The following is a 15,845-nucleotide window of genomic DNA, read 5'->3' on the forward strand; positions in this document are numbered from 1 at the left end:
CATGGCAAAGACTATTAAAGTAACTCAAACAAAAAGCAGCATCGGCCGTTTGCCAAAGCACAAGGCAACCTTGCTCGGTTTAGGTCTGCGTCGTATTGGTCATACTGTAGAGCGTGAGGATACTCCTGCTGTACGTGGTATGGTCAACTTGGTTTCCTACATGGTTAAGGTTGAGGAGTAAGAGATGCGTTTAAATACTCTGTCTCCGGCTGAAGGTGCCAAGCATGCGCCTAAGCGTGTAGGTCGTGGTATTGGTTCTGGCCTGGGTAAAACCGCTGGTCGTGGTCACAAAGGTCAGAACTCACGTTCTGGCGGTGGCGTACGTCGTGGTTTTGAAGGTGGTCAGATGCCTTTATATCGTCGTTTGCCGAAATTCGGCTTCACCTCTCGCAAAGCTATGATCACGGCAGAAGTTCGTCTGTCTGAACTGGCTCTTGTTGAAGGCGACGTAATCGACCTGAACACGCTGAAAGCCGCTAACGTTGTTGGTGTCCAGATCGAATTCGCGAAAGTTATGCTTTCTGGCGAAATCGCTCGTCCGGTTACCCTGCGTGGTCTGCGTGTCACCAAAGGCGCTCGTGCTGCTATCGAAGCTGCTGGCGGTAAAATTGAGGAATAAGTAGCAGATGGCTAAGCAACCAGGATTAGATTTTCAAAGTGCTAAAGGCGGACTCGGCGAGCTGAAGCGCAGACTTTTGTTTGTAATCGGCGCGCTGATTGTCTTCCGTATCGGCTCTTTTATTCCGATTCCTGGTATCGATGCCACTGTGCTTGCCAAATTGCTCGAGCAGCAGAGAGGCACTATCATTGAAATGTTTAACATGTTCTCTGGTGGTGCCCTCAGCCGTGCTTCTATCTTTGCTCTGGGGATCATGCCGTATATTTCGGCGTCGATTATTATCCAGCTGTTAACGGTGGTTCATCCAGCGTTAGCAGAAATCAAGAAAGAAGGGGAGGCTGGCCGTCGCAAGATTAGTCAGTACACCCGTTACGGTACGCTGGTGTTGGCCATATTCCAGTCGATCGGTATTGCTACCGGTTTACCGAATATGCCTGGTATGCAAGGTCTGGTGTTAAATCCAGGCTTTGCGTTCTACTTTACTGCAGTAGTGAGCTTGGTGACCGGGACAATGTTCCTGATGTGGCTGGGTGAACAGATTACTGAACGTGGTATCGGAAACGGTATCTCGATCATTATCTTCGCAGGTATTGTAGCGGGACTCCCGCCGGCTGTGGCCCATACTATCGAACAAGCCCGGCAAGGCGACTTGCACTTCCTCCTGTTGCTGTTGGTTGCAGTATTGGTGTTTGCAGTAACCTTCTTCGTTGTTTTCATCGAACGTGGTCAACGTCGTATCGTCGTTAACTATGCGAAGCGTCAACAAGGTCGTCGTGTTTATGCAGCACAGAGCACACACTTACCGTTGAAAGTGAATATGGCAGGGGTTATCCCGGCAATCTTCGCTTCCAGCATTATTCTGTTCCCGGCCACGATTGCATCATGGTTTGGGGGCGGTACCGGTTGGAACTGGCTGACAACGATTTCGCTGTATTTGCAGCCAGGGCAACCGCTTTATGTGTTACTCTATGCGTCTGCAATCATCTTCTTCTGTTTCTTTTACACGGCGTTGGTTTTCAACCCGCGTGAGACAGCAGATAACCTGAAGAAGTCCGGTGCCTTCGTACCAGGAATTCGTCCGGGAGAGCAAACGGCGAAGTATATCGATAAAGTAATGACGCGTTTAACCCTGGTGGGCGCGATGTACATTACTTTCATCTGCCTGATCCCGGAGTTCATGCGTGATGCAATGAAAGTACCATTCTACTTTGGTGGTACCTCGCTACTGATCGTGGTTGTCGTCATCATGGACTTTATGGCTCAAGTGCAAACTCTGATGATGTCAAGTCAGTACGAGTCTGCATTGAAGAAAGCAAACCTGAAAGGCTATAACCGCTAACAGGTTCGTTTGAGAAGTTACGGAGAGTAAAAATGAAAGTTCGTGCTTCCGTCAAGAAATTATGTCGTAACTGCAAAATCGTTAAGCGTAACGGTGTCGTTCGTGTGATTTGCAGCGCCGAGCCGAAGCATAAACAGCGTCAAGGCTGATTATCTCGCATATTTTTCTTGCAAAGTTGGGTTGAGCTGGCTAGATTAGCCAGCCAATCTTTTGTATGTAGCTGCAACATTATTTGAGTATCCTGAAAACGGGCTTTTCAGAATGGTGTTGCCGTAAAAATAAGTAGGAGTGCATAGTGGCCCGTATAGCAGGCATTAACATTCCTGATCATAAACATACCGTAATCGCCTTAACGTCGATCTTCGGAATCGGTAAAACCCGCTCACAGTCTATCTGTGCGTCTACGGGTATTGCTGAACATGTTAAGATCAGTGAGCTGTCTGAAGAGCAAATTGAACAGCTGCGTGAAGCAGTCGCCAAATTCACTGTAGAAGGTGATTTGCGTCGTGAAGTTACCCTGAGCATCAAGCGTCTGATGGATCTTGGTACTTACCGTGGTTTGCGTCATCGTCGTGGTCTGCCAGTTCGCGGTCAGCGTACTAAGACCAACGCACGTACCCGTAAGGGTCCGCGTAAACCAATCAAGAAATAATCAGGGTGATTGAATAATGGCAAAGGCACCTGTTCGTACACGTAAGCGTGTAAGAAAACAAGTCTCTGACGGCGTGGCTCATGTCCATGCGTCTTTCAACAACACCATTGTGACTATTACCGATCGTCAGGGTAATGCATTGGGTTGGGCAACTGCCGGTGGTTCTGGTTTCCGTGGTTCTCGTAAGTCAACTCCGTTTGCAGCTCAGGTTGCAGCCGAACGTTGTGCTGACGCAGTAAAAGAATACGGTATCAAGAATCTGGAAGTTATGGTTAAGGGACCGGGTCCAGGCCGCGAATCAACTATTCGTGCTCTGAACGCCGCTGGTTTCCGCATCACTAATATTACTGATGTGACTCCTATCCCTCACAACGGTTGTCGTCCGCCGAAAAAGCGCCGCGTATAACGTAAGCTTTTAGGTTTGTTGGAGAAAGAAAATGGCAAGATATTTGGGTCCTAAGCTCAAGCTTAGCCGCCGTGAGGGCACAGACTTGTTCCTGAAGTCTGGCGTTCGCGCGATCGATACCAAGTGTAAAATTGAGCAACCGCCTGGTCAACACGGTGCGCGTAAACCGCGTCTGTCTGACTATGGTGTACAGTTACGTGAGAAGCAAAAAGTTCGCCGTATGTACGGTGTTCTGGAGCGTCAATTCCGTAACTATTACAAAGAAGCAGCACGCCTGAAGGGCAACACCGGTGCAAACCTGTTGCAACTGCTGGAAGGTCGTTTGGACAACGTTGTTTACCGTATGGGCTTCGGCGCTACTCGTTCAGAGTCACGTCAGTTGGTTAGCCATAAAGCAATTATGGTAAATGGTCGTGTTGTTAACATCGCTTCTTATCAGGTATCTCCGAATGACGTAGTCAGCATCCGCGAGAAGGCTAAAAAGCAATCTCGCGTTAAAGCTTCTCTGGAGCTGGCTGAGCAGCGTGAAAAGCCGACCTGGCTTGAAGTTGATGCTGCTAAGATGGAAGGCGTGTTCAAGCGTATGCCTGAACGTACCGATCTGTCTGCGGACATTAACGAACACCTGATCGTCGAGCTTTACTCCAAGTAAGGCTTAGTACCAAAGAGAGGACACAATGCAGGGTTCTGTGACAGAGTTTCTAAAACCGCGCCTGGTAGATATCGAGCAAGTCAGTTCGACGCACGCCAAGGTGACCCTTGAGCCGTTAGAGCGTGGCTTTGGCCATACTCTCGGCAATGCACTGCGCCGTATTCTGCTTTCGTCTATGCCGGGTTGCGCGGTGACCGAGGTTGAGATTGATGGTGTACTGCATGAGTACAGCACCAAAGAAGGCGTACAGGAAGATATCCTGGAGATCCTGCTCAACCTGAAAGGGCTGGCGGTGAGAGTTCAAGGGAAAGATGAAGTTATCCTTACCCTGAATAAATCTGGCATTGGCCCTGTGACCGCTGCCGACATTACCCATGATGGTGATGTCGAAATCGTCAAGCCTCAGCACGTGATCTGCCACCTGACCGATGAAAACGCTGCTATCAGCATGCGTATCAAAGTTCAACGTGGTCGTGGTTATGTGCCGGCTTCTGCCCGAATTCATTCGGAAGAAGATGAGCGCCCGATCGGTCGTCTGTTGGTTGACGCCTGCTATAGCCCTGTAGAGCGTATTGCCTACAATGTTGAAGCAGCGCGTGTAGAACAGCGTACTGACCTGGACAAGCTGGTCATCGAAATGGAAACCAATGGCACGATCGATCCTGAAGAGGCGATCCGCCGTGCGGCTACCATCCTGGCTGAACAACTTGAAGCTTTTGTTGACTTACGTGATGTTCGTCAACCAGAAGTTAAAGAAGAGAAACCAGAATTCGATCCGATTCTGCTGCGCCCTGTTGACGATCTGGAATTGACTGTCCGCTCTGCTAACTGCCTTAAGGCAGAAGCTATCCACTACATCGGTGATCTGGTACAGCGTACCGAGGTTGAGTTGCTGAAAACGCCGAACCTGGGTAAAAAATCTCTTACTGAGATTAAAGACGTGCTGGCCTCCCGTGGACTGTCACTGGGCATGCGCCTGGAAAACTGGCCACCGGCAAGCATTGCTGACGAGTAACCGGATCACAGGTTAAGGTTTTACTGAGAAGGATAAGGTCATGCGCCATCGTAAGAGTGGTCGTCAACTGAACCGTAACAGCAGCCATCGCCAGGCTATGTTCCGTAACATGGCCGGCTCTTTGGTTCGTCATGAGATCATCAAGACGACCTTGCCAAAAGCAAAAGAGCTGCGTCGCGTTGTTGAGCCGCTGATTACTCTTGCCAAGACCGACAGCGTAGCTAATCGTCGTCTGGCATTCGCCCGTACTCGTGATAACGAGATCGTGGCAAAACTGTTTAACGAGCTGGGCCCGCGTTTCGCGAGCCGTGCCGGTGGTTACACTCGCATTCTGAAGTGTGGCTTCCGCGCAGGCGACAACGCGCCGATGGCATACATCGAGCTGGTTGATCGTGCTGAGTCTCAAGCAGAAGTAGCAACTGCAGAGTAATCTGTGGACGCGTAAAAAAACCGGGCTTGCCCGGTTTTTTTACGTCTATCGTCAGCCAAACGTGCGTTCTTTCTCCGCCAGACTTAAGATCCCCGCCCCTATCCGCTATGCTAACGCTATTAATCAGACCAATTGAGGGGGCATCTCATGTGGTTACTCGATCAATGGGCGGAGCGTCATATCCTTGATGCGCAGGCTAAAGGTGAATTAGATAATTTGCCTGGTCAGGGCCAACCACTTGTATTGGACGATGACAGTGCCGTGCCTGCTGAATTGCGTACTGGCTTTCGCTTGCTTAAAAACGCCGGCTATTTACCCGCTGAGTTGGAGGATCGCAAAGAGGCTTTGAATGTAGCTCGGTTGCTGCAAGTGATTGATAGTGATCATCCGGACTATATTGAACTTGGCAAACGGATGGTCCTGCTGGAATATCGTTTGCGACAAGCAGGAATGAGTACCGATTTCTTGCATAGTGAATATCAACGTGCACTGAGTGGAAAATTTTCACCGGAGAAAGACTGATGCTTAAAATTGGCCAACTGGCAAAACTTGCTGACGTAACGCCCGACACCGTGCGTTACTACGAGAAGCAGGGAATGATGGATCATAACATCCGTACCGAGGGCGGCTATCGGTTGTATAGCGATCAAGACTTGCAGAGGTTGCGTTTTATCCGTTATGCCAAACAACTCGGTTTTACATTGGAAACCATTGCCGAACTATTGTCTATCCGGGTTGACCCTGTACATCATACCTGTCGGGAGTCGAAGTCGATCGTGGATGCACGGCTCAGTGAAGTAGAGAATAAGCTTAAAGAGCTTACTCGGATGCGTGAGTCGCTAAAACGCCTCAGCGATGCCTGTTGCGGTAGCGCGCATACCAGCAATTATTGCTCGATTTTGGAAGCGCTAGAACAGGGTGCCAGTGATGAAAAAACAAAAAAAGGTGCCTGAAAGGGCTGGCGGCACTTTAATTTTTACACGGACAGCAGTATTATCGCCACGATTTATATCCATACATAAAAAAGGAGAATTACCATGACTAAATACCGTCATACCAAAGGTCAGATACAGGACAATGCCATTGAGGCACTGTTGCACGATCCATTATTCCGCCAAAGGATAGAGAAAAATACCAAAGGGAAAGGTAGCTACCGGCGTAAAGACAAACATGCAAAAGGCAGTAACTGGGAGGTCAGTGGTAAACTATCAAAGGATAATTTACCACTGGCCTTCTGGTTTTAAGGGATTAAAAAAGCCATCTGAATAAGATGGCTTTTTAGTAATCCCAGATAAACTATTTTATAGTTTTGGCTGTTGCTGTTGGCTCAGTAAATCGCGAATTTCAGTCAGCAGTTTTTCTTCTGCAGTTGGCGCAGGCGGCGCTGCCGGCGCTTCTTCCTGTTTACGGCGTACTTTGTTCATTAATTTAATTGCCAGGAAAATAGCGAAGGCAACAATCACGAAATCGAAAATGGTTTGGATGAATGAACCGTAGTTCATCACTACTGCAGGAACCGCACCTTGGGCTTCACGTAATACCAGGTGGAATTGTTTGAAATCAACACCGCCGATCAGCAAGCCCAGCGGCGGCATGATGATATCTGCAACGAAAGACGATACGATTTTACCAAACGCCGCACCAATAATTACACCCACTGCCAAGTCGACCACGTTGCCACGCATGGCAAATTCGCGGAACTCTTTCATCATACTCATAGAACGCACCCCTTGCAGAATTTAATAACTCAAGTTTAACAAAGCAATTTCCCTTTGCCACAAAAGGAGCGAAAAGTTTTATCTCATTCTATGGCAGAGAACAACCTCGCAATTATAGACCATTCATTACTACATTTGTTCTACAGGAAGAAAGGACTGGGTTGGAACAGCCGCTCAACGTCAGGGACGAACTTTTTATCGGTTATAAACATAATGACGTGATCGCCCTGTTCGATTTTACTGCTGCCGTTGGCAATAATAACGTCATCACCGCGAACAATGGCACCAATGGTAGTGCCCGGCGGTAATTTAATATTTTCAACGATGCGGCCGACCACTTTTGAAGTGCTTTCGTCACCGTGCGCAATGGCTTCGATGGCTTCCGCAACACCACGACGGAGTGAGGAAACGCTGACGATATCCGCTTTTCGCACATGGCCCAACAGCGCTGAAATAGTTGCTTGTTGTGGAGAAATAGCAATATCGATGACGCTGCCTTGTACCAGATCGACATAGGCACGACGCTGAATCAGCACCATTACCTTTTTGGCCCCCATGCGTTTGGCGAGCATGGCGGACATAATATTTGCTTCGTCATCGTTGGTGATGGCGATAAAAACATCCACCTGATCAACGTGTTCTTCTGCCAGTAGCTCCTGGTCAGAAGCATCGCCATAAAATACGATGGTGTCATGCAGTTGTTCGGCCAGCTCTGCGGCGCGTTGCTGATTACGTTCAATCAACTTCACGTTGTAAGATTTCTCCAACCTTTGCGCCAGGCCAGCGCCGACGTTGCCACCGCCAACAATCATGATGCGCTTATAGGGTTTTTCCAGTCGCTGCAATTCACTCATTACCGCACGGATATGCTGTGAGGCGGCAACAAAGAACACTTCATCGCCAGCTTCGATAATGGTGGAGCCCTGTGGGCGAATCGGTCGATCCTGCCGGAAGATTGCGGCGACGCGAGTATCAATGTGCGGCATATGTTCGCGCATTGAAGAGAGCGCATTGCCGACTAATGGGCCGCCGTAATAGGCTTTTACCGCGGCAATGCTGACCTTGCCCTCTGCAAAGTTGACCACCTGCAGCGCGCCCGGATACTCAATCAATTTATAGATGTAGTCGATAACCAGCTGTTCTGGTGAGATCAGGTGGTCAATGGGTACCGCTTCTGGATGAAACAGCTTCTCTGACTCGCGGATATATTCTGGCGCACGAATACGGGCAATTCGGTTAGGTGTATTAAACAACGAGTAGGCAATTTGACAGGCAATCATGTTGGTTTCGTCTGAGTTAGTGACGGCAACCAGCATGTCGGCATCTTCCGCCCCCGCTTCCCGGAGTACACGTGGATGAGAGCCGTAGCCTTGAACGACCCGCAGGTCGAACTTATCCTGTAACTGACGCAGGCGGCCGGAATCGGTATCCACGACGGTAATATCGTTATTTTCACCCACCAGGTTTTCTGCCAGTGTCCCGCCAACCTGACCCGCGCCAAGAATAATTATTTTCATTCGCTTCTCTGCTTCACACTGAAACCGCTGAAGATTATCTGAAAGGGCGCAACAGCCGCGCCCAGAGCACTGAACAGCTACATTTTAATCAGCTTAGCGTAAAAGAATCCATCCCCATCCTCTGGATGCGGAAGATTCTGTCGGCCATGCTGTTGCTGGTTGCAGGTTTCAACCAAGCGGGCATCGGCATGACGCTGGAGGAAGGCGCTAACCTGCTCAGCGTTTTCTACCGGCAAGATGGAGCAGGTGGCATACACCATCACACCTCCACTTTTGAGATGCGGCCAGATAGCCTCGATAATCTCGGCCTGTAGTGTTGCCAGTTCAGCGATATCACTGTCGCGTCGCAACCATTTAATATCAGGGTGACGGCGGATCACACCGGTAGCAGAGCAAGGAGCATCCAGTAAAATGCGATCGAATTGCTTGTCGCCGCACCATTGATGCGGAGTGCGGCCATCGCCTTGCTTCACTTCGGCGTGCAAACGCAGACGTTGCAGGTTTTCTTTGACCCGGCTCAGGCGCTGGTCATCGATATCGACGGCCATCACATGGGCTTTGGGAGCTGCCTCTAAAATATGAGTGGTTTTACCACCAGGAGCCGCGCACAAATCGAGGATCTGTTCCCCGTCTTGCGGATCCAGCAGAGCGACACAACCCTGAGCGGAGGCATCCTGCACGCTGACCCAGCCGTCGGTAAAGCCTGGCAGATCGGTCACGGCGCAGGGTGCCAGCAGACGTACCGCATCGCGATATTCGGCATGCGGTTCCGCGGCAATGCCAGCCTGTTCCATCAACTGCAAGTAGTCTTCGCGAGTATGATGCAAACGGTTGACGCGTAGCCACATTGGCGGCTTCTGATTATTGGCATCGATGATCTGCTCCCACTGTGCGGGATAGGCCTGTTGGATACGTTTCAACAGCCAGCTCGGGTGCAGATAGCGGCTGTCATTATTGGCAGCCCGTTGCAGTAATTCGTCCTGCTGGCGTTGGAACTGGCGCAATACGCCGTTGATCAGGCCCTTAAGCTGCGGGCGTTTCAGCACTACTGCGCCTTCTACGGTTTCCGCCAGCACTGCATGAGCGGGGATACGGGTATACAGCAGTTGGTATAAGCCGACCATCAACAAATAGTGTAGCGTGCGCTGCTTGCCGGTCATTGGCTTGGCCATTAATTGTTGAATACACCATTCCAGTTGCGGCAGGACGCGCAGGGTGCCAAAGCACAGTTCCTGCAGCAGAGCACGATCCTTGTCAGAAATGGTTTTTTGCAGTGACGGCAGGACAGTACTGAGCGACTGGCCCTGATCCAACACCTGGCCGATGGCAATGGCCGCGATGCTGCGGAGATTGTAATTGTTTTTCATAGGCTAAAGCTGATAACGATCGGCATTAAGAAAGAAACAGCCCGGCGATAATTGGCCGGGCAGTGGGGGCGGTTTATAACCGGTTGCCCGGTGTAAACCATTCACGACGTGAGTTCAGCAAATCCTGAGCTGACATGGGTTTTTTGCCTGCTGGCTGCAGTTGAGTCAGGTTAAGAATACCTTCGGCGGTCGCCACCTGAATGCCGTGTTTGTCGGCATGGATGATGGTGCCAGGCTCTGCATCCGCGTTTTGCGCCAACACCGTTGCCTGCCACACTTTCACCGGTTGTTCGTCAATGGTGAAATAACTGACGGGCCACGGGTTGAAGGCACGAACGCAGCGCTCAAGTTGCGCAGCGGACAAATTCCAGTCCAGACGGGCTTCTTCTTTGCTCAATTTTTCGGCATAGGTGACCAGCGATTCATCCTGCACTTCACGTTTCGCTGTACCTGCAGCCATCTGCTGCAACGTGGTCAGCATGCCCTGTGGGCCGAGCTTAGCCAGTTTATCGTACAGGCTGGCGCTGGTGTCATCGGCTTCGATCGGGCAGGCAATCTTGTGCATCATATCGCCGGTGTCCAAACCCACGTCCATCTGCATTATGGTAACGCCGGTTTCATGATCGCCAGCCCACAGTGAACGTTGGATCGGTGCGGCACCACGCCAGCGAGGCAGCAATGAACCATGGACGTTGATGCAACAGAGTCGCGGCATATCCAACACCGCTTTGGGCAGGATCAGGCCATAAGCCACGACCACCATGACATCGGCGTTGAGATCGGCAACCAGGTGCTGGTTTTCTTCCGGGCGCAGTGATTTGGGCTGAAACACCGGTAAATGGTGCTGCTCGGCCAGAACCTTGACTGGGCTGGGCGTCAGCTTATTGCCACGTCCCGCAGGGCGGTCGGGTTGAGTGAAAACCCCGACAATCTGGTGCCCAGATGACAACAGCGCGTCAAGGTGACGCGCTGCGAAGTCTGGAGTTCCGGCAAAAATAATCCGTAAAGAGTCAGACACGTTGATTTCCTGAGCGGTTAGGCGCGGGCGTTAAGCTTGGCCATTTTTTCCAGTTTCTGACGGATACGCTGGCGCTTGAGTGGCGACAGGTAATCGACGAACAGCTTGCCTACCAGGTGGTCCATCTCGTGCTGGATACAGATGGCCAACAGGTCGTCGGCTTCCAGCTCAAAAGGTTTGCCGTCGCGGTCCAGCGCTCTGATTTTCACAGCAGCAGCGCGCGGGACTAAAGCACGTTGTTCAGGAATGGAAAGGCAGCCTTCCTCAATCCCGGTTTCACCGCTTTTTTCCAGCAGTTCCGGGTTGATCAGCACCAGGCGCTGATCGCGGTTCTCAGAAACGTCAATGACGATAATGCGCTGATGGATATCCACCTGCGTCGCAGCTAGGCCAATGCCTTCCTCTGCGTACATGGTTTCAAACATATCATCCACGATGCGCTGGATATTCGCATTGACTTCTTTTACCGGGGCCGCGACTTTGCGCAGCCGGTCATCTGGGTAATGTAATACCTGCAATACTGACATATATCTTGAGATCTGTATCCGAGTGATAAACGAGGTTTAGCTTCTATTCTAGACATTTCCCAGCCTGATTGACAGCATTGCGCACCAATTGCTCGAATTGGTAATACCACCATTTTCTGCGAGGGAACAGGCGATGCAGGCACAGGAAATTGGCTTACGGATGCGCGGTGTCACCGGGCTGGGGGCGGCGCAGGCCAGCCAGATGATACGGCAGATGGTGAAGACTGGAGGAGAGCCTTATCCGCTGTTACGGGAATTGGGGTTGAATGACCGGCAGCGGGCTCAGTTTCGTCATGTGGATCCGCGCTATCTGGCGGCCACTCTCACCTGGCTGGAACAACCCGGCAACTTGATGTGGGTCTACGGTGAGGTTGGCTACCCAGAGCGATTGCTCCCTATCGACGATGCTCCGCTGTTGCTGCTGGTTAAGGGAAACCCGGATGCAGCGCAGCAGCCGCAAATCGCCATGGTAGGTAGCCGTCAGTTTAGTCATTACGGTGAACACTGGGCCAATTACTTTTCCACCGGGTTGGTGCACTGCGGGTTTACCATCACCAGCGGGTTGGCCCTTGGCATTGATAGTATTTGCCACCGCGCGGCACTGGCGGCGGAAGGAGGAACGGTAGCGGTATTGGGCAGCGGCTTGGACAACATCTATCCGCGCCGGCATCGCCGCCTGGCAGAACGAATTGTCGAGCATGGCGGGGCGTTGATCTCTGAATATCTGGTCACCGATCTGCCGATGCCAGATCATTTTCCTCGTCGTAACCGTATCATTAGTGGATTGAGTCTGGGTGTGGTGGTGATTGAAGCCTCTTTACGCAGTGGAACTCTGATTACCGCACGTTATGCGCTGGGGCAGGGACGTGAGGTTTTTGCCTTACCTGGGGCGCTGGGCAATCCGATGAGCGAAGGCACGCATTGGTTGATCCAACAGGGAGCTTATCTGGTTACCGACCCGAAAGAGATCGCTGAACAACTGGGAAGCGGGCTGCATTGGCTGTCACTGAACGAAAATACAACTATTTGTGCGTCAGAGGCCGAAGTTGAATTGCCATTTGCCGATGTGTTGGCTAACGTAGGAGATGAGGTGACACCTGTTGACGTCGTCGCTGAACGTGCCGGCCAACCTGTGCCAGAGGTGGTAATCAAATTACTCGATCTGGAGTTAGCAGGGTGGATCGCAGCTGTACCCGGCGGCTATGTCCGAATAAGGAGGGCAGGCCATGTTCGACGTACTGATGTACTTGTTTGAAACTTATATCCACAATGAACCAGAGATGCGCGTCGATCAGGATCAACTGACTGATGATCTCGCTCAGGCGGGGTTTCATCGGGATGATATCTACAACGCGTTGAATTGGCTTGAAAAGCTCGCTGACCTGCAGGAAGGCGAAAATGCGCCGTATTTTATGGATGCCGATCCGCTGGCAATGCGGATTTACACCGAAGAAGAAGGCGTGCGTTTGGATGCCAGTTGCCGTGGTTTCCTCCTGTTCCTGGAGCAGATTCAGGTATTGAACCTCGAAACCCGTGAAATGGTTATCGACCGTGTTATGGCTTTGGATAACACGGAATTCGATCTCGAAGATCTGAAATGGGTGGTGCTGATGGTGCTGTTTAATATCCCCGGATATGAAAGTGCCTATCAGCAAATGGAAGAACTGTTGTTTGAAGTAAACGAAGGTTATCTGCACTGAGCCGATAACATACATAGAAGAAGTTATGACAAAAGCCGCGATTTTTGCCGCCAGGCAAAATGAACCCTGTCCGGAATGCGGGGCCGAGCTGGTGATCCGCAGTGGTCGCCACGGCCCCTTCCTCGGCTGTACCCGTTACCCTGAATGCCAACATATCCGGCCGCTGAAAGCGCAGGCCGATGGCCATATTGTAAAAATGCTGGATGGGCAGGAATGTCCGAAATGCCAGGCGACGCTGGCCTTACGCCAGGGGCGTTACGGCATGTTTATCGCTTGCAGTAACTACCCGGAGTGCGATCACACCGAAGTTATCGATAAACCGGACGAAACCAGCATCAGTTGTCCGCAGTGCGAGCAGGGTAAACTGCTGCAGCGGAAATCGCGCTATGGCAAGGTGTTCCACTCCTGCGATCGCTATCCTGATTGCCAGTTTGTTCTCAATTTTAAACCCGTTGCCGGGGAGTGTGAGTATTGCCACTATCCGTTGCTGATTGAAAAGCGCACGGCGAAAGGTCCAACCCTTTGCTGTGCCAGTAAACTTTGCGGGAAACCCGTAGTAATCACAGAATAATGACATCATGAGCTCAGAATCCACAGCCATCTTCACGCCAATTATTGACGCCCTACATAATCAACAGGTCATTGCCTATCCGACCGAGGCGGTGTTTGGCCTGGGTTGCGATCCCGACAGCGAGCTGGCGGTTAATGCCTTATTGGCACTGAAACAGCGTCCCTGGGAAAAGGGCTTGATCCTGATTGCGGCTGATTACGCACAGTTAACACCTTATATAGATGACACCGCGTTGAACGAACAGCAACGCGCCACGATGTTTGCCAGTTGGCCGGGCCCGGTGACCTGGGTGATCCCTGCACGGTCAGAAACGCCGCGTTTGTTGACCGGCCGTTTCAATTCGTTGGCGGTACGCGTTAGCGATCATCCGTTGGTACAGCAACTTTGTCAGCAGTTTGGCAAACCGCTGGTATCGACCAGCGCCAACCTCAGCGGGCAGGAACCTTGCCGTAGTGCCGATGAAGTGCAGCAGCAGTTTGGTGCCGCTTTCCCGGTGTTGGCCGGCAGCGTCGGTGGCCGTCTTAATCCTTCCGAAATCAGAGATGTCCTGACCGGTAAGCAGATCCGTCAAGGCTAGAGGTAACGTGCATGGAGAAGTTTGCAGTATTCGGTAATCCTATCGGCCACAGCAAGTCACCGCGTATTCATGCGCTATTTGCCGCGCAAACAGGTATAGAACATCCCTATGGAACTGTGCTGGCGCCACTGGATGGTTTCAAAACCACTTTGCAGACGTTCATTCAAGCTGGTGGCAAGGGAGCGAACGTCACGGTTCCTTTTAAAGAAAATGCTTATGAAGTGGCGACCGAACTCAGTCAACGAGCCTCGCTGGTCGGTGCGGTAAATACCTTGAAGATACTGCCAGACGGTGGGTTACTGGGTGACAACACCGATGGGATCGGTCTGCTAACCGATCTTGAACGTCAGAAGTTGATCCAACCCAAGGATCGTATCCTGTTGGTGGGGGCGGGTGGCGCGGCACGTGGCGCGATCTTGCCGCTACTGTCTTTTGGTTGCGAAGTGGTGATCACCAATCGTACTTTTAGCCGCGCACAGACATTGGCGCAGGTATTCCAGCATCTGGGTGAAATATCCGCGTTGCCTCTGGATCAACTTGATCAACAGCGGTTTGATTTAGTGATTAACGCTACGGCATCCGGCATCAGTGGTGACATCCCGGCGCTACCGGTTGGTACGGTCAATAGCCATACGCGTTGTTATGACATGTTTTATCAGCAGGGATTAACTCCGTTTCTGGCCTGGGCACAGCAACAGGGTGCCACAGAATATGCCGACGGTTTAGGGATGCTGGTGGGGCAGGCCGCACATGCGTTCCTGCTGTGGCATGGTGTGATGCCGGAGATCGAACCGGTATTGCGCCAGCTGCGTCACGAACTGGCAGTGTAACTCGGGGCCCGTTCCCCTGAGCGGGAACGGGCGCCAGTCAGATATCTTCTGACAAGTATTCGTCTTTCCAACGTACATAGTTAGTAGAAGAGTAAAGTAACCCTTCCCGCTCTGCAGCGGTCAATGGGCGAACCTGGCGTGCCGGGCTACCCATATAGAGATAGCCGCTCTCCAGGCGTTTACCCGGTGCAACCAGGCTGCCAGCACCAATCATCACATCATCTTCTATTACTGCACCATCCAATAGGATCGATCCCATACCTACCAGCACCCGATTGCCGATGGCGCAGCCATGCAACATCGCCTTGTGCCCAACAGTAACGTCTTCACCGATCAATAATGGGTAACCCTCAGGGTTATGTTCAGACTTATGGGTCACGTGTAACACGCTGCCATCCTGAATATTGCTGCGTGCCCCGATCTTTACCGCGTTCACATCACCGCGGATGGCAACCAACGGCCAGATACTGACGTCATCGGCCAGCTCAACGTTACCGATCACCACACTGGAAGGGTCGATCATGACGCGCAAGCCCAGTTTGGGAGAGTAATGAAGATAAGAACGTACTGCATCAGACATGGTAATAGCCTCGCATCGGGATCATATTTACCGGCAATACTAGACGTTGGCGGTGGAATTACAACCAACTGAAGCGACGGATCCTGCGGAAAACGGCCCTGATCGCGCAAGATCCACCCGAAAGGGCCGAAAAGTGTGCAAGCAGTGATAAAAGATCAAAAAAGGGGTTGTGCAAAAAACTCGGTTCCCTATAATGCGCCTCCATCGACACGGAACATGTGAACAACTTCACAGAGTCTTCGGGGTTCGAAGAGAAAAAATCCTGAAATTTAGGGGTTGACTCTGAAAGAGGAAAGCGTAATATACGCCACCTCGAGATAGCAAGCC

The 15,845-nt window shown here is 51.4% G+C and carries 23 protein-coding genes; 17 read left to right on the top strand and 6 right to left on the bottom strand.

Annotated elements, in window-relative coordinates:
- The first annotated feature begins 1 nt into the window (after position 1).
- The 12 genes from rpmD (at position 2) to ACUTSU_RS22210 (ending at position 6,357) form a co-directional block, all read left to right on the top strand.
- Positions 2-181: a 50S ribosomal protein L30 gene (gene rpmD, locus ACUTSU_RS22155; protein ID WP_012147215.1), complete on the top strand. Its 180-nt coding sequence runs from the start codon at positions 2-4 to the stop codon at positions 179-181.
- Positions 182-184: 3 nt separating this feature from the next.
- A complete protein-coding gene (rplO, locus tag ACUTSU_RS22160; RefSeq protein WP_012147214.1) occupies positions 185-619 on the top strand; it encodes a 50S ribosomal protein L15 in 435 nt (144 codons plus the stop codon).
- Positions 620-626: 7 nt separating this feature from the next.
- Positions 627-1,958, top strand: coding sequence for a preprotein translocase subunit SecY (gene secY, locus ACUTSU_RS22165; protein WP_004929740.1), 1,332 nt, complete (start codon positions 627-629; stop codon positions 1,956-1,958).
- A 32-nt stretch (positions 1,959-1,990) separates the two neighbouring features.
- Positions 1,991-2,107: a 50S ribosomal protein L36 gene (gene rpmJ, locus ACUTSU_RS22170; protein ID WP_002227352.1), complete on the top strand. Its 117-nt coding sequence runs from the start codon at positions 1,991-1,993 to the stop codon at positions 2,105-2,107.
- Between the two features lie 146 nt (positions 2,108-2,253).
- Entirely contained in the window at positions 2,254-2,610 is a 357-nt protein-coding gene (gene rpsM / locus ACUTSU_RS22175; protein ID WP_012147213.1) for a 30S ribosomal protein S13, read from the top strand.
- A gap of 16 nt (positions 2,611-2,626) precedes the next feature.
- Entirely contained in the window at positions 2,627-3,016 is a 390-nt protein-coding gene (gene rpsK / locus ACUTSU_RS22180; RefSeq protein WP_004951128.1) for a 30S ribosomal protein S11, read from the top strand.
- Positions 3,017-3,047: 31 nt separating this feature from the next.
- Positions 3,048-3,668, top strand: coding sequence for a 30S ribosomal protein S4 (gene rpsD / locus ACUTSU_RS22185; protein WP_012147212.1), 621 nt, complete (start codon positions 3,048-3,050; stop codon positions 3,666-3,668).
- Positions 3,669-3,693: 25 nt separating this feature from the next.
- A complete protein-coding gene (locus ACUTSU_RS22190) occupies positions 3,694-4,683 on the top strand; it encodes a DNA-directed RNA polymerase subunit alpha (RefSeq protein ID WP_002919219.1) in 990 nt (329 codons plus the stop codon).
- 40 nt (positions 4,684-4,723) lie between these two features.
- Entirely contained in the window at positions 4,724-5,113 is a 390-nt protein-coding gene (rplQ, locus tag ACUTSU_RS22195) for a 50S ribosomal protein L17 (RefSeq protein WP_004929726.1), read from the top strand.
- Positions 5,114-5,260: 147 nt separating this feature from the next.
- Positions 5,261-5,635 (top strand): DnaJ family domain-containing protein, encoded by a 375-nt coding sequence (locus ACUTSU_RS22200; protein ID WP_445652949.1) that lies wholly within the window; start codon positions 5,261-5,263, stop codon positions 5,633-5,635.
- Positions 5,635-6,066, top strand: a complete 432-nt coding sequence (gene zntR / locus ACUTSU_RS22205; protein ID WP_445652950.1) for a Zn(2+)-responsive transcriptional regulator — start codon at positions 5,635-5,637, stop codon at positions 6,064-6,066. The genes ACUTSU_RS22200 and zntR overlap by 1 nt, the downstream gene beginning before the upstream one ends.
- 84 nt (positions 6,067-6,150) lie before the next feature.
- Positions 6,151-6,357, top strand: coding sequence for an alternative ribosome-rescue factor A (locus ACUTSU_RS22210; RefSeq protein ID WP_445654732.1), 207 nt, complete (start codon positions 6,151-6,153; stop codon positions 6,355-6,357).
- Between the two features lie 57 nt (positions 6,358-6,414).
- On the opposite strand, the gene mscL is transcribed toward ACUTSU_RS22210, so the two are convergent.
- The 5 genes from mscL to def all read right to left on the bottom strand — a co-directional run bounded on the left by mscL (position 6,415) and on the right by def (position 11,260).
- Positions 6,415-6,831 carry a large-conductance mechanosensitive channel protein MscL gene (gene mscL, locus ACUTSU_RS22215; protein ID WP_012147209.1) on the bottom strand — a complete coding sequence of 139 codons (417 nt, stop codon included), beginning with the start codon at positions 6,829-6,831 and terminating at the stop codon, positions 6,415-6,417.
- 140 nt (positions 6,832-6,971) lie between these two features.
- Entirely contained in the window at positions 6,972-8,348 is a 1,377-nt protein-coding gene (gene trkA, locus ACUTSU_RS22220) for a Trk system potassium transporter TrkA (RefSeq protein ID WP_261093302.1), read from the bottom strand.
- 77 nt (positions 8,349-8,425) lie between these two features.
- A complete protein-coding gene (rsmB, locus tag ACUTSU_RS22225) occupies positions 8,426-9,715 on the bottom strand; it encodes a 16S rRNA (cytosine(967)-C(5))-methyltransferase RsmB (RefSeq protein WP_445654733.1) in 1,290 nt (429 codons plus the stop codon).
- A 73-nt stretch (positions 9,716-9,788) separates the two neighbouring features.
- A complete protein-coding gene (fmt, locus tag ACUTSU_RS22230) occupies positions 9,789-10,733 on the bottom strand; it encodes a methionyl-tRNA formyltransferase (RefSeq protein ID WP_445654734.1) in 945 nt (314 codons plus the stop codon).
- Positions 10,734-10,750: 17 nt separating this feature from the next.
- Positions 10,751-11,260 (bottom strand): peptide deformylase, encoded by a 510-nt coding sequence (gene def / locus ACUTSU_RS22235; RefSeq protein ID WP_012147205.1) that lies wholly within the window; start codon positions 11,258-11,260, stop codon positions 10,751-10,753.
- A gap of 133 nt (positions 11,261-11,393) precedes the next feature.
- On the opposite strand from def, the gene dprA reads away from it, so the two are divergent.
- From dprA to aroE, 5 genes are read left to right on the top strand one after another with little or no spacing between them, the layout of a single operon-like run.
- Positions 11,394-12,515 (top strand): DNA-protecting protein DprA, encoded by a 1,122-nt coding sequence (gene dprA, locus ACUTSU_RS22240; protein WP_445652954.1) that lies wholly within the window; start codon positions 11,394-11,396, stop codon positions 12,513-12,515.
- Positions 12,487-12,960, top strand: coding sequence for a DUF494 family protein Smg (smg, locus tag ACUTSU_RS22245; protein WP_012147203.1), 474 nt, complete (start codon positions 12,487-12,489; stop codon positions 12,958-12,960). Before dprA ends, smg begins: the two co-directional genes overlap by 29 nt.
- A gap of 25 nt (positions 12,961-12,985) precedes the next feature.
- Entirely contained in the window at positions 12,986-13,531 is a 546-nt protein-coding gene (locus ACUTSU_RS22250) for a topoisomerase DNA-binding C4 zinc finger domain-containing protein (RefSeq protein WP_445652955.1), read from the top strand.
- Positions 13,532-13,538: 7 nt separating this feature from the next.
- Positions 13,539-14,108: an L-threonylcarbamoyladenylate synthase type 1 TsaC gene (gene tsaC / locus ACUTSU_RS22255; protein WP_445652956.1), complete on the top strand. Its 570-nt coding sequence runs from the start codon at positions 13,539-13,541 to the stop codon at positions 14,106-14,108.
- Between the two features lie 11 nt (positions 14,109-14,119).
- The gene (gene aroE / locus ACUTSU_RS22260) at positions 14,120-14,938 is read left to right on the top strand and encodes a shikimate dehydrogenase (RefSeq protein ID WP_445652957.1); all 819 of its coding nucleotides are present in this window, start codon (positions 14,120-14,122) and stop codon (positions 14,936-14,938) included.
- A gap of 37 nt (positions 14,939-14,975) precedes the next feature.
- Here the strand turns inward: aroE and ACUTSU_RS22265 are convergent, their stop codons facing one another.
- Entirely contained in the window at positions 14,976-15,518 is a 543-nt protein-coding gene (locus tag ACUTSU_RS22265; protein ID WP_167796692.1) for a gamma carbonic anhydrase family protein, read from the bottom strand.
- Positions 15,519-15,845: the final 327 nt, after the last annotated feature.

The sequence above is a fragment of the Serratia sp. NA_13 genome (assembly GCF_052691735.1).

Coding starts and splice junctions, on each gene's coding strand:
- trkA (WP_261093302.1), bottom strand. CDS start 8,348: ATGAAAATAATTATTCTTGGCGCGGGTCAGGTTGGCGGGACACTGGCA.
- ACUTSU_RS22190 (WP_002919219.1), top strand. CDS start 3,694: ATGCAGGGTTCTGTGACAGAGTTTCTAAAACCGCGCCTGGTAGATATC.
- ACUTSU_RS22250 (WP_445652955.1), top strand. CDS start 12,986: ATGACAAAAGCCGCGATTTTTGCCGCCAGGCAAAATGAACCCTGTCCG.
- mscL (WP_012147209.1), bottom strand. CDS start 6,831: ATGAGTATGATGAAAGAGTTCCGCGAATTTGCCATGCGTGGCAACGTG.
- aroE (WP_445652957.1), top strand. CDS start 14,120: ATGGAGAAGTTTGCAGTATTCGGTAATCCTATCGGCCACAGCAAGTCA.
- secY (WP_004929740.1), top strand. CDS start 627: ATGGCTAAGCAACCAGGATTAGATTTTCAAAGTGCTAAAGGCGGACTC.
- rplO (WP_012147214.1), top strand. CDS start 185: ATGCGTTTAAATACTCTGTCTCCGGCTGAAGGTGCCAAGCATGCGCCT.
- rpmD (WP_012147215.1), top strand. CDS start 2: ATGGCAAAGACTATTAAAGTAACTCAAACAAAAAGCAGCATCGGCCGT.
- smg (WP_012147203.1), top strand. CDS start 12,487: ATGTTCGACGTACTGATGTACTTGTTTGAAACTTATATCCACAATGAA.
- ACUTSU_RS22200 (WP_445652949.1), top strand. CDS start 5,261: ATGTGGTTACTCGATCAATGGGCGGAGCGTCATATCCTTGATGCGCAG.
- rplQ (WP_004929726.1), top strand. CDS start 4,724: ATGCGCCATCGTAAGAGTGGTCGTCAACTGAACCGTAACAGCAGCCAT.
- rpsD (WP_012147212.1), top strand. CDS start 3,048: ATGGCAAGATATTTGGGTCCTAAGCTCAAGCTTAGCCGCCGTGAGGGC.
- rsmB (WP_445654733.1), bottom strand. CDS start 9,715: ATGAAAAACAATTACAATCTCCGCAGCATCGCGGCCATTGCCATCGGC.
- tsaC (WP_445652956.1), top strand. CDS start 13,539: ATGAGCTCAGAATCCACAGCCATCTTCACGCCAATTATTGACGCCCTA.
- ACUTSU_RS22265 (WP_167796692.1), bottom strand. CDS start 15,518: ATGTCTGATGCAGTACGTTCTTATCTTCATTACTCTCCCAAACTGGGC.
- rpmJ (WP_002227352.1), top strand. CDS start 1,991: ATGAAAGTTCGTGCTTCCGTCAAGAAATTATGTCGTAACTGCAAAATC.
- ACUTSU_RS22210 (WP_445654732.1), top strand. CDS start 6,151: ATGACTAAATACCGTCATACCAAAGGTCAGATACAGGACAATGCCATT.
- zntR (WP_445652950.1), top strand. CDS start 5,635: ATGCTTAAAATTGGCCAACTGGCAAAACTTGCTGACGTAACGCCCGAC.
- rpsK (WP_004951128.1), top strand. CDS start 2,627: ATGGCAAAGGCACCTGTTCGTACACGTAAGCGTGTAAGAAAACAAGTC.
- def (WP_012147205.1), bottom strand. CDS start 11,260: ATGTCAGTATTGCAGGTATTACATTACCCAGATGACCGGCTGCGCAAA.
- dprA (WP_445652954.1), top strand. CDS start 11,394: ATGCAGGCACAGGAAATTGGCTTACGGATGCGCGGTGTCACCGGGCTG.